Source organism: Pseudomonas sp. ef1 (assembly GCF_007293365.2).
Classification (GTDB): domain Bacteria; phylum Pseudomonadota; class Gammaproteobacteria; order Pseudomonadales; family Pseudomonadaceae; genus Aquipseudomonas; species Aquipseudomonas siliginis.
The window spans coordinates 3,694,355-3,706,309 of the sequence record NZ_CM129815.1 but is presented as its reverse complement, the minus strand read 5'-3'; the positions used below and the strand labels follow the sequence as shown (position 1 = coordinate 3,706,309).

The 11,955-nt window shown below is 58.7% G+C and carries 12 protein-coding genes; 8 read left to right on the top strand and 4 right to left on the bottom strand.

Annotated features, from left to right (window positions below):
• Position 1 precedes the first annotated feature (1 nt).
• Genes FEE99_RS16785 through FEE99_RS16775 form a run of 3 tightly spaced genes read left to right on the top strand, consistent with a single transcriptional unit; the run spans position 2 to position 2,243 of the window.
• A complete protein-coding gene (locus FEE99_RS16785) occupies positions 2–664 on the top strand; it encodes a response regulator (RefSeq protein ID WP_016774538.1) in 663 nt (220 codons plus the stop codon).
• A complete protein-coding gene (locus FEE99_RS16780) occupies positions 661–2,031 on the top strand; it encodes an ATP-binding protein (protein ID WP_041478759.1) in 1,371 nt (456 codons plus the stop codon). Before FEE99_RS16785 ends, FEE99_RS16780 begins: the two co-directional genes overlap by 4 nt.
• Positions 2,032–2,039: 8 nt before the next feature.
• Positions 2,040–2,243: a hypothetical protein gene (locus tag FEE99_RS16775; RefSeq protein WP_052392173.1), complete on the top strand. Its 204-nt coding sequence runs from the start codon at positions 2,040–2,042 to the stop codon at positions 2,241–2,243.
• A gap of 18 nt (positions 2,244–2,261) precedes the next feature.
• Here FEE99_RS16775 and FEE99_RS16770 read toward each other — a convergent pair whose 3' ends face one another.
• The gene (locus tag FEE99_RS16770; RefSeq protein ID WP_041478758.1) at positions 2,262–3,149 is read right to left on the bottom strand and encodes a universal stress protein; all 888 of its coding nucleotides are present in this window, start codon (positions 3,147–3,149) and stop codon (positions 2,262–2,264) included.
• A 422-nt stretch (positions 3,150–3,571) separates the two neighbouring features.
• Between FEE99_RS16770 and FEE99_RS16765 the strand changes: the two genes are divergently transcribed.
• Complete coding sequence (locus FEE99_RS16765) at positions 3,572–3,805, top strand: hypothetical protein (protein WP_041478757.1); 234 nt, start codon at positions 3,572–3,574, stop codon at positions 3,803–3,805.
• Here FEE99_RS16765 and FEE99_RS16760 read toward each other — a convergent pair.
• Complete coding sequence (locus tag FEE99_RS16760) at positions 3,799–4,770, bottom strand: universal stress protein (RefSeq protein ID WP_052392172.1); 972 nt, start codon at positions 4,768–4,770, stop codon at positions 3,799–3,801. The two genes, FEE99_RS16765 and FEE99_RS16760, sit on opposite strands and share 7 nt — an antisense overlap.
• A 74-nt stretch (positions 4,771–4,844) precedes the next feature.
• Positions 4,845–5,084 (bottom strand): Lpp/OprI family alanine-zipper lipoprotein, encoded by a 240-nt coding sequence (locus tag FEE99_RS16755; RefSeq protein ID WP_041478756.1) that lies wholly within the window; start codon positions 5,082–5,084, stop codon positions 4,845–4,847.
• A gap of 225 nt (positions 5,085–5,309) precedes the next feature.
• Here FEE99_RS16755 and FEE99_RS16750 point away from each other — a divergent pair, with 225 nt between their 5' ends.
• Complete coding sequence (locus FEE99_RS16750; protein WP_041478755.1) at positions 5,310–5,957, top strand: BON domain-containing protein; 648 nt, start codon at positions 5,310–5,312, stop codon at positions 5,955–5,957.
• Positions 5,958–6,069: 112 nt separating this feature from the next.
• Here the strand turns inward: FEE99_RS16750 and FEE99_RS16745 are convergent, their stop codons facing one another.
• A complete protein-coding gene (locus tag FEE99_RS16745) occupies positions 6,070–8,439 on the bottom strand; it encodes a phosphoketolase family protein (RefSeq protein ID WP_041478754.1) in 2,370 nt (789 codons plus the stop codon).
• Between the two features lie 241 nt (positions 8,440–8,680).
• Here FEE99_RS16745 and fnr point away from each other — a divergent pair, with 241 nt between their 5' ends.
• The 3 genes from fnr (at position 8,681) to FEE99_RS16730 (ending at position 11,919) form a co-directional block, all read left to right on the top strand.
• Positions 8,681–9,421: a fumarate/nitrate reduction transcriptional regulator Fnr gene (gene fnr, locus FEE99_RS16740; protein WP_041478753.1), complete on the top strand. Its 741-nt coding sequence runs from the start codon at positions 8,681–8,683 to the stop codon at positions 9,419–9,421.
• 202 nt (positions 9,422–9,623) lie between these two features.
• Complete coding sequence (gene potE / locus FEE99_RS16735) at positions 9,624–10,964, top strand: putrescine-ornithine antiporter (protein ID WP_041478752.1); 1,341 nt, start codon at positions 9,624–9,626, stop codon at positions 10,962–10,964.
• A gap of 49 nt (positions 10,965–11,013) precedes the next feature.
• Complete coding sequence (locus tag FEE99_RS16730; RefSeq protein WP_041478751.1) at positions 11,014–11,919, top strand: amino acid ABC transporter substrate-binding protein; 906 nt, start codon at positions 11,014–11,016, stop codon at positions 11,917–11,919.
• The last annotated feature ends 36 nt before the right edge of the window (positions 11,920–11,955 follow it).

The window sequence follows — 11,955 nt, the reverse complement described above, 5'->3', positions numbered from 1 at the left end:
CGTGCGTTTATTACTGATCGAGGATGACGTAGCGCTGGGTGAAGGCATCTATCAGGCGTTGGGTCGCGAGGGATACACCGTCGACTGGCTCAAGGACGGCAGCAGCGCCTTGCATGCACTGCTCAGCGAAACGTTTGATGTCGCCGTGCTGGACCTCGGTCTGCCGCGCATGGATGGCCTTGAAGTGTTGCGTCGTCTGCGTGACAGCGGTTCGAACCTGCCGGTATTGATTCTCACCGCGCGCGATGCCACCGAAGACCGAATTGCCGGACTCGACGCCGGTGCTGACGATTATCTGGTCAAGCCGTTCGACCTCGCCGAACTCAAAGCCCGTCTGCGCGCCTTGTTGCGCCGCAGTGCCGGGCGCGCTCAGGCGCTGATCGAACACGCCGGCATCAGCCTCAACCCCGGCACCCAGCAGGTCAGTTATCAAGGCCAACCGGTCGCGCTCACCCCCAAGGAATATCAGTTGCTGCACGAACTGCTGTCGCCGCCGGGGCGGGTGATGACCCGCGATCAATTGATCCAGTTGCTCTACGGCTGGAACGAAGAAGCGGAAAGCAACACCCTCGAAGTGCACATTCATCACCTGCGCAAGAAGTTCTCCACCGACCTGATCCGCACCATCCGCGGCGTGGGTTATCTGGTGGAGGAACGTCGATGACCTCGATCCGCCGGCGCACGCTGACCCTGATCATCGGCCTGTTGCTGGCCGGTCTGGCGGTACTCAGCCTCTTCAACGTGCATGACAGCAACCATGAAATCGCCGAGGTCTACGACGCGCAATTGGCGCAGAACGCACGCCTGCTGCAGGGCGTGATGCGTATGCCGATGGCGAGTACCGAGCACGCGCAGTTGTATCAGGCGTTCAATCAGGCTCTCGGGGAAGCCAAGCCCCGGGTTGACGGACATCCTTACGAAAGCAAAATCGCCTTCCAGGTGTGGAACCCGCAAGGCGAGGTGCTGGTACATACCGCCAGTGCGCCCTCCTTCACTGCGCCGCCGACGAGAACGGGCTTCAGCGACATTGTCGATCTGAAAGGTCGGCAATGGCGAGCGTTCATGCTGGAAGACAAGCAGAACGGCCTGCGCATCTGGGTCGGCGAGCGCGACGATGTGCGCACCGACCTGGTCGACCGCATCGTACGCCACACGCTGTGGCCGAACATGCTCGGCAGCCTGATCCTCGCCGCGATGATCTGGCTGGCCATTGGCTGGGGGCTCAAGCCGCTGGCAGACATGGCGGCGACTCTGCGCGCCCGTCACAGTGGTTCACTTGAGCCGCTGCAACTGACGCCCCTGCCCAGTGAGCTGGAGCCAATGCAGGCAGCGCTCAATCGCATGCTCGCGCAGATTCAGGAAGTGCTCGGCCGGGAGCGTCGCTTCATCGCCGATGCCGCGCACGAAATGCGCACGCCGCTGGCGGTGCTGCGGGTGCATGCGCAAAATCTGCAAGAGGCCGGGACCGAAGAGGAGCGTCGTGAGTCGCTGGAATTTCTGATCTCCGGAGTCGACCGCACCAGCCGGCTGGTCAACCAACTGCTGACCATGGCGCGTCTTGAACCCAAACCCAACCCGCCGCCACTGCAACGCATTGATCTCAGCGAAACCGTACGCAACAGCCTGGTGCAATTGACACCGTGGTTACTGAGCAAACACCTTGAATTGATCTTCGAGGTCAGCGACCAACCGTTTCATGTCCTCGCCGACCCCGCCGCCATCGATATCGCGCTGAATAACCTGATCACCAACGCGGCGAATTTCTCCCCCGAACACGGTGCGATCACCGTGCACCTGAGCAAGTCTGATGGCTTCTGTCATTTGACGGTCGACGATCAAGGGCCGGGAATCGATGAATCAGCCAGAGAGCGATTGTTCGAGCGTTTCTACAGCCGTGGCACGGCGCATGGCGCCGGATTGGGGTTGACCATTGTCAACACCATCGCGATGCGACTGAACGGACGGATTGAACTGACAAACCGCGCAGAGGGCGGTTTGAGGGCGACGTTATCGATTCCGGCAGGGGAGTAATCATCCGATTGATTCAGCTGTATGCCGCCGGCCCCAAATACCTGCTGCTCAGCGCTCTACTCTACGCGCCTGGCTCGTTGATTTACCTGGGCACGCTGAAAACGCGTCAGGGTAAGCCGCTCAGCGGGCTGGAAACGGGTGTGTTGATCATCATCTGGGCCGCCGCGATTTACGCTGGCCGGATCTTGTGGGCCGGTACGCTGACTTTGTAGGGTGCACCAGCGTTTGCGCTAGACAGCCAGTACGCTGCAGGGAACCTGGTACAGAATATGTTCGGTGGTACTTCCCAGCAGTTTTTCCAGCCCGTGACGTTGAACCCTGCCCATCACAATCACGTCCACATCGTGCTCATCGGCAAACTCACTGATCGCCGCCACGGGATGTCCCTCCCTGCTATGCCTGTGCTCGGCCATCACACCGAATCTCCTCGCCAAAGCGCTGTAATGCGCTTGCAGTTCCTGGCGCCGGGCATTCATCAGTTCCGAAACCGTCCAGTTGTTCACCACTTCATCCAGATAGTTTTGCGAGACGTCATAGGCATATAACAGGTGCAACTCTGCACCAAACTGAGTGGCGAAGGATGTGGCCTGTTCGACGATCCGGTCATTGAGAGCGCCCCCATCATCTTCGCTTGCAGCTACATCGACTGCCGCTACGACCTTGCGCGGCAGACCCGGGCCAGCAGCGCCCAACAAGTAGACCGGCACCGGACAATCACGCAGCAGCTGCCAATCCAATGGGGTAAACAAAGCGCGTTTGAGTAAGGATTCGTGCTGCACTTCCTTGATCAGCAAGTCGGGCTGGTTCACGGTGACGTGATCGAGGATCTCCCGTTTCATGTCTTCGGACCAACCAACCTCCGTCGTCACCCGCAAACCTTCGGCTCGCAGGCTGGCAGCCTGGCTTGCCAGCCACTCGTGATGGTCCTGCAAATAGGCCGCACGGGCCCTTGCCCGATCCCCTTCCTCCAGCAGCGACAGGAAATCCCACCATTTGATCAACGCTGCGATATGCAGCGACGCGCCGCTGGCTTTAGCCAGGGCGGCGGCCTGGCTTATCGCCGGAGAATGGCGCAGGGCCGGGTTGATGATCAGCAACAAGTGTTGATATTGGCTCATGTTTGTCTCCAGAGAGAGGGACATCTGCGCTCATGTCACTCGCAGCTGACCCGGGCCGAAAGAATCAGACAACAACGTCAATCGAGGTTGCGCCACAGCCCGGCGACGTCCTTGATAAATGTCATATGCAAGGCCCCTGGTGCTCGTCCTCCCCCTGAAAAACCTGAATATCGAGGCTTGTCCACCACCCTTGCGCAAACGCCTGGAAAACCGACAAAGCGGCGATGAAACCGGCGAGCGACATTGATCTGGATCAATCGCTGCGACGACAAACCGGATCGAAATAGAGTCATGACTCGGCTGCGCCCGCATCTCGGATCAGGGACAGTCACAAGCTGCTCGAACGCGTGAAAGTTACAGATGCGGCCACAGGGTGACAGGTCCGCAACCCACCCTCATTCTTGCTTTGCGAGGTTCAAGATATGGTCATCAATGATCCAGCCATCACAACCGCCAATGTCCGCGACGCAATCGATGACAGTGGCGCACTGTTTCACGAAGCCGATCGGCTCAGCGAACAGGCCTATGCCGTCCTTGAAGAGCCGTTTTCTCCAGACACCATGCACAAGTTCAGCGAAGCGAGGAAACGCGCCGATGAGAAATATCGGCACGCCTGGCAACAATGGCATTACGCACACGGCGGGCGCAGTCACTGATTGATTACCCCCAACCGATTATCATCAACTGCTGCGATGACCGGACAGGCTGTGACAGGGATTGCCTTGACCATCAACAAGCTGCAAGGAGCTCGGTTCATCAGGCATTCGGCCGTGCCGCCGATGAAGCCGTCCAGCGCTTGATGGTGACAGATGCCGAGCACCAGCAGGTCGAACGCGTTCTGCCGGGCGAAGTCTTCGATCACCCGGTACGGGACACCCGAGAGCAAGTGGCTATGCTCTTCATCGAGACCATAGCGCTCGGCCAGCGTATCGAAGGCTTCCTGCTGAGTGTCGTTGATCGCATCGCGCAAACTGTGATCCAGACCCAAGTTCGGCACGCTCATCGCCGCATCACCCACCACTGACCAGTTGCTCACATTCAACAAGTGCAGCGAGGCATCGCATTTCGCTGCCAATGTCGATGCAACTCCAAGTATCCGGTCGTTGAGCCCTTGGGTCAGATCCTCGAGATGCGACAGGTCAATGGCCGCCAGTATCTTCAAGGGTTTCGGATGTGCGGCCTCGGTGACCAGATGCAGGCAGGCGGGACAATCTCGTACCAATAGCCAGTCCAACGGCTGGTGAAACGTTTGATTGAGCGCTGAAACATGGTGAGCGTCCTTGATCACCAGATCGACATGAAAGTCATTGATGTACTCAAGTACATGCGCCGGCGTGGCCCTGGCCCAGACCACTTCGGTGCTGACTTGCACGCCGGCGCCACGCTGAAACCGGGCCTGCTGCTCCAGCCACTGGCGATGCATCTGCAAATAGCCTTCACGCGCTTGCGCCATGGCGTCGTGATCGAACAGACCGGCCAACGCCAAGGACTGGACATGATCGAACGCTACGATGTGCAGCAACGCGCCACTGGCCCTAGCAAGTGCCTGGGCGCGATCAAACGCCGGGGTGCGGGTCATTTCGGCAGGTGCGATCAACAGAATTCGTTTGAGCCTGAACATCACGTGTTTTCCTGGCAATGCTTTGCCGGCCGGGGGCCAGCTCGACGTCCGTGTCCGGTTTGATAGATCGCCGACTACTTGCCTGTTGCCTTTTCGACCATTCGCCTGGCGCGCTCATTGGCTTCATCGGCAGCACGCTGCGCCTGTTCGGCTTTCAACATCGCTTCGTCAGCCCGCAAACGCGCCGTTGCCGCGTTGTCTTCGGCAGACTCAAGTCGCGCATCCATCTCCTGGGCATGGCGATGGTGGTGGCTGCAACCGGAGGTTGTAGCCACCAGGATACTCAGCAGGATGATGGACAAACGCGTGTTCATGGTTTTCCCCTTGGTTGCTCGCAGCGTTGCTGAATCGATGATCCGAGTATCAGGCGCTGCCCGTTGCCCACTCTGATATTTGTCAACCAATGACGGCATTGAACAAAGGGTTGAGCAAACGGAAGCAGTTGATCTATCGCAATGTATCTACGCCATTCAGGCGTAGAAAAAACAGTGCGCGGCATTCGCCGGCGTGGACCGTCACCCAAAAGAGAGAACGCCGTCATGAGCGATTTGGACTTGCGTAAAACCATCCTGGAGGAACTCGAATTCCAGCCAGACATCAATGCCGCCAACATTGGTGTCAGTGTGGATAACGGTGTGGTCACCCTCTCCGGGCACGTCAATACCCTTGCACAGAAAGTCAGTGCAGAGCGGGTAGTAAAAAGCGTCAAGGGTGTGCGCGCGCTGGCACAGGAAATCGAGGTCAAACTCAAGAACAACGGCGGAACCGCGGACGACACCATCGCCGAACGTGCCTTGAGAATCATCCAGTGGAGCTCTGACGTTCCCGAAGGCGATCTGAAAATTACTGTGCAACACGGGCGCGTCACGCTGGAAGGTGAAGTGGACTGGCAATACCAGAAGGAAACCGTGGAACGTTCGGTCCGCAAGCTGTCGGGAGTCACTGGCGTGAACAATCGTCTGGTGCTGCGCCCTCGGGTTGACGTCTTCGATATTCAGGAGCGTATCGAGGCGGCGCTCAAACGCAACGCCGAATTACACGCGCACAAGATTCGGGTCAAAGTCGACGGCGATGTCGTAACGCTCGAAGGCCGCGTTCATCTGTGGCGAGAGCGCCAGATTGCAGAACGGGCGGCGTGGTCGGTACCTGGCGTGACGAAAGTGGAAGACCATTTGTTGCTGGCGTGACTGAAGCTTCGATTTGCACCGGCTTTCATCCCCGCCTGGCACTGGAGAATCACGACCACCGTCGTGATCTTGTTCCGCGAAATGCAGACATGCTGGAAGAGCAAGTCATCACTCAGTGGACAACGGCGGGTGTCCACTGCCAGTTCCGCACTTCGGGCAGATCTTCGCCATGCTCGATGAGGTACAGCTTGTGTTTTTCCATCATTGACCAATAACGCGCCCTCGCGGTCTCCACCTGCTCATGGAACCTGGGAACGCGCTCGATCACATCCAGTGCCAATTGGTAGCGGTCCAGGTTATTGATGACCGCCATGTCGAACGGGGTGGTGGTGGCGCCCTCCTCCTTGAAGCCACGCACATGAAAATTGTCGTGATTGGTGCGTTTGTACAGCAGTCGATGAATCAACGCAGGATATCCGTGGAAGGCGAAGATCACCGGCCGGTCGATGGTAAAAAGTTCATCGAACGCGCTGTCGGACAGGCCGTGAGGGTGCTGCGATCCAGGCTGCAGCACCATCAGATCCACCACATTGACCACTCTCACCCGCAAGTCCGGGACATGGCTGCGCAACAGCGTCACCGCCGCCAGGGTTTCCAGGGTCGGCACGTCGCCGGCGCAGGCCATGACCACTTCAGGTTGCTCATCGTCGTGGCTGGCCCATTCCCACCGGCCAATCCCGGCATGGCAATGACGCACCGCCGCATCGATGTCCAGCCATTGCCATTCCGGTTGTTTGCCGGCGACGACGACATTGATGTAGTTACGGCTGTTCAGGCAGTGGTCAACCACGGACAGCAAACAGTTGGCATCCGGCGGCAGGTAAATGCGCACGATGGCGGATTTTTTGTTCGCCAGCAGATCGATAAAGCCCGGATCCTGATGAGAAAAACCGTTGTGATCCTGGCGCCAGACGTGTGATGTGAGCAGAAAATTCAACGATGCAATGGGTTCGCGCCAAGGTACCTCGGCGGCCGTCTTCAGCCATTTGGCATGCTGACTGACCATGGAATCGACAATATGGATAAAGGCCTCATAGCACGACAGCAAGCCATGGCGGCCGGTCAGCAGATAACCCTCAAGCCAACCTTCACACACTTGCTCGCTGAGAATCTCCATCACTCGGCCGTCAGGCGCCAGGTTGACATCCTCCTTCTGCAAAGGCTCCATCCAGGCCTTGGCGGTGACCTCGTACACTGCGTCCAGTCGATTGGAGGCGGTTTCGTCAGGGCCGAACAAGCGAAAATTGCCCGACTGCAGGTTGCCCTTCATTACGTCGCGCAAGTACGTACCCAGCACTCGGGTAGCTTCGGCGCGCAAGGCACCCGGTGCCGGCAGATTCACGCCATGACCGGTAAAGCGCGGCAGATCGAGCGGCTGCAACAGCAGGCCGCCGTTGCCGTGGGGGTTGGCACTCATGCGGCGCCGGCCGGTGGGAGCCAGCGCGGCCAGTTCCGGGAGCAAAGCGCCGCTGTCGTCAAACAGTTCGTCTGGACGGTAGCTGTGCATCCAGTCCTCCAGCTGCCGCACGTGCAGCGCGTTGCGGAAATCCGCCAAGGGCACTTGGTGGGCGCGCCATGTACCCTCGACGCGATGACCGTCGACAAATTTGGGACCGGTCCAGCCTTTGGGGGTGCGCAATATCAGCATGGGCCATAACGGCCGTTCAACAGAGGCCGAAGCCTGACGCGCCTGATACTGGATGTCGCGGATCTTGCCGATGATGGTGTCCAGAGTACGGGCCAGGTCTTGATGCACCCGCTGCGGCTCGTCGCCTTCGACAAAGTAAGGATCGTAGCCATAGCCATACATCAAGGCCGACAGTTCGTCCTCGCTGATGCAGGACAGAATGGTCGGATTGGCGATCTTGTAGCCGTTCAGATGCAGGATCGGCAGCACCGCGCCGTCACGCGCCGGATCGAGAAACTTGTTGGAATGCCAGCTGGCGGCCAGTGTGCCGGTTTCGGCCTCGCCGTCACCAATCACGCAGGCGACGATCAGATCTGGGTTATCGAATGCCGCCCCGTAGGCATGGGCCAGGCTATACCCCAATTCGCCGCCTTCGTGGATCGACCCCGGCACCTGCGCCGACACATGGCTGGAAATCCCGTACGGCCAGGAAAACTGCCGAAAAAGGCGTTGCAGGCCGTTGATATTGCGCTCCACCGCCGGGTAGCACTCGGTGTAAGTCCCTTCCAGCCAGGTTTGTGCCACCACCGCAGGCCCGCCGTGCCCGGGTCCTGCGACGAACAGCATGTTCAGATCGTAATGCTTGATCACCCGATTGAGATGGGTATAGATCAGATTCAGCCCCGGCGTGGTCCCCCAATGGCCCAGCAATCGCGGCTTGATATGGGCCAGCGTCAATGGCTTGCGCAACAGCGGGTTGTCTTTCAGGTAGATCTGTCCCACGGCGAGGTAGTTCGAGGCCCGCCAATAAGCGTCCAGCCCTTGCAGTTGCTCAGCATCGAGATAATCACCCATGACACGCTCCGCGAAAGTCTGATGAATGTTGTCATCCGCCGATTCTGGGAGCCTGCAAATGCGAAAGACTTGACCTACATCAGATTTGAACACCGTCCTTGGAGCTCAATAGAGCCGAAGTTGCCCATCTCTCGGTAATCCGGGTACTCCGTCCGTCCGTTATCACGCGGGAAGGCCGAATGAAAAGCATGTGCGCCGCCACGACATCTATGCTTATGACACCCCCAGAGGTGCCCTTCCCATGCTTGAAGCTCTTTCTTCCCCGCCGATTCTCAAAACTGCCTGTTCCAATTGCAGCGTGGTTGAATTGTGCCTGCCGCTCGGTCTGACTGGCCCGGAGGTTGATCGACTCGATACGCTGATCGTGCAGCGATACAAGGTGAAGAAAGGTGTCGCTCTCTACCGGACCGGGGACCCGCTGCGCTCTCTGTACGCTGTGCGAATAGGTTCGTTCAAGACCAGCGTGGTCTCCGTCGATGGCCGCGAGCAAGTGACCGGTTTTCATATTCCCGGCGAAATGCTCGGGCTGGACGCCATCAGCATCGATCAACACGCGTGTACTGCGTATGCGCTGGAAGACAGCGAAGTCTGTCCGATTCACTTCGCACAGCTGGAAAAACTCGCGCAAAGCCTGCCATCGCTGCAGCACAACCTCAACAAGTTGCTGAGCCGGGAAATCGTGCGCGATCACAGCATGTTGATGCTCATGGGCAACATGAACTCAGATGAGCGCCTCGCGGCTTTCCTGCTCAACCTTTCACAACGCCTCAGCTCCCGAGGCTATTCCTCGAAAGAGTTCGTGCTGAAAATGCGCCGCGAAGAAATCGGCTCCTACCTTGGGCTGCGTCTGGAAACCATTTGCCGCGGCATTGCCCACTTGCGCGATCAGGGCCTGGTGGAAATCACCGCGCGCGACGTAAAAATCCGCAACATGGACGGCCTCAAGCAGATGGTGTCGGGCTGCAACCGCCAGCAGCATTGAGCCCGTCCATGAGTTCCTGCCATGCCTTCGCCATCCCTCGGGCAAGCCATATCGAAGCGATGGGCGCGCTGTTTCGATGCACTTGAAATCACCTGTCTTTCTAACCGTTGAACGTCGCTTGAAAAGCTGCGTACTGCCGATGCCGGCGAAACCTTGTGCGTCGGCTGAGCGGTGATGCGTTGCGCAAATCGAGGGAACTCCGATGGCCGACTCAAGCAAGAAAATGAGCCTCATGGGGCTCACCACACTGGTGACGGTGAACATGATGGGCTCAGGCATCATCATGTTGCCGACGAGCATGGCCCAACTCGGGGCTGTTTCATTGCTGTCATGGATCGTCACCGCTGTCGGCTCGATGGCCATCGCGTATTGCTTTTCCCAGTGCGGCATCTTCTGCCTGCGCTCTGGCGGGTTATCCGCCTACACCGAAGAGGCGCATGCAAAGTCAGGCTTTTTTCTGTGCTCTTACCTGTACTTCCTGTCGCTGGCCATCGCCAACGTGGCGGTGGCCATTTCCGCAGTGGGCTACATGACGTCGTTCATGCCTTGGCTGGGAAGCGGCGCCATTCCTTTATTCGTTGGAACGGTCGGCCTGCTCTGGCTGACCACCGTGGCGAATTTCGGCGGCCCAGGCATCACCGGCAGGATTGGTGCGGTTACGGTGTGGGGGGTGATCATTCCTGTAGCGGGCTTGAGCATCATCGGTTGGTTCTGGTTCAAACCCGATCTGATCATCGCCGCCTGGAACCCGAATCAACTGCCGATATCCGAGGCCATCAGCAAAGCGATTCCCCTGACACTCTGGGCGTTTCTCGGCATGGAGTCGGCAGCCCAGGCCTCAGATGCGGTGGAAAACCCCAAGCGCACCGTACCGCTGGCCTGTCTGTTCGGGACATTGGGCGCCGCGGTGGTCTATGTGCTCTCGACGACGGTCATTCAGGGCATTATTCCCAACGCCGAACTGACCAACTCATCTGCTCCTTTCGCGCTCGTTTATGCACACATGTTCAATCCCCTGGTCGGCAACATCATCATGGCGCTCGCGGTAATGGCCTGTGTTGGCTCGCTGCTGGGCTGGCAGTTCACGTTGGCGCAAACGGCCAAGGTGACCGCTGATCAGGGCATGTTTCCAAAACTGTTCTGCAAGGTCAGCGCACGCAACGCCCCCATCGTCGGGATGCTGGTCTGCGGCGTCCTGCAGACCTTGATGGCGCTGTCGACCATTTCGCCGAACGCGAGTGCGCAGTTTGGAAAACTCGTCAGCCTCGCCGCGGTGACCAACCTGATTCCCTACGTGACGGCAGCCACCGGGCTGCTGGTCATGATGTACAAAGCCAGAGTCAGCGCCGCCGTATACACGCGCAATTCCCTGCTGTTAGTGGTTGCCGTGGCCTATTCGTTGTATGCGCTGTATGCCTGCGGCAAGGACGCGGTGTTCGGCGGCATCCTGGTCCTGGTGTTCGGCTACCTGCTTTACGGTTTCCTCGCCAAACGTTTTGTCGCTGCCCCTGCGCCTGTCGGCCCCCGGCCTGATAACCCTTGATCGAAGTCTTCGGTACAGCACAGATATCTGAATTCGAGGAACCGCGCGCATGAACGTGAAACTGATCAGAGCCCACCACCTGCTGCTCGTCTGCCTGATTGCGCTGCTACCGGTAATCGCTCATGGCAACACGCTGGAGCGCATCCGGGCCAGTCAAGCGATCACCCTTGGCTACGTGCCTGACTTCATGCCGTTCAGTGATCAGGCCGCCGATAAAGCCAGCGGTTATGCCATCGATCTCTGCCTGAAAATAGCCGAGAAGGTCAGGATCGATCTGAATCTGCCGGCGTTGAAAATCCAGTACCAACCGGTCTCGCTCAACGACGAGATGAGCGCCGTCAGTTCCGGCAGGATCGACATTCTTTGTACGCCGACCCCACCCACGCTGGCGCGGCGCAGGGTCGTCAGCTACTCGGTGCCGATTTACACCGCCGGGCTCTCGGCCGTGGTGCGCCAGGATGCTTCCGAAACCTTGCTCAATGTGCTGAATGGCAGAGTGGCCCATACCGGGCCAACGTGGCGAGCCACGGTGAACCGTGGTCTGGCCAACCAGACGTATGCCGCCATCGCCGGCGGGGTCACCGAGACGTGGATACAACAGCAGATGCGATTGCTGGGTGTGGTCGCCACGCTGGTCACCGTAGAGAACGCAGAAGCCGGTCTGAATCTGGTTGCCAATGGCAAAGCCGATGCGTTTTTCGCTGAACGCATGCTGCTCAAGCATCTGCTGACCAGAAATTATCCATCGGGCAACCTGGTGCTGCTGGAGCGGATTTTCGAGTACGCACCGACGGCGATGGCAGTGGATCGAGAGGATGAGGATTTCCGTCTGCTGGTCGACACGGCGCTGAGTGAAATGTACCGATCCGGCGAAATTGAACAGGCATTCGACAAACATCTGGGCGGCGCCGGCGATGCGGCCAGGAAGCTTTTCAAGATCTATGCAATCCCCTAGCGGGCCAGCGAACAGGCTGGCTCGCTACGCTGCGAT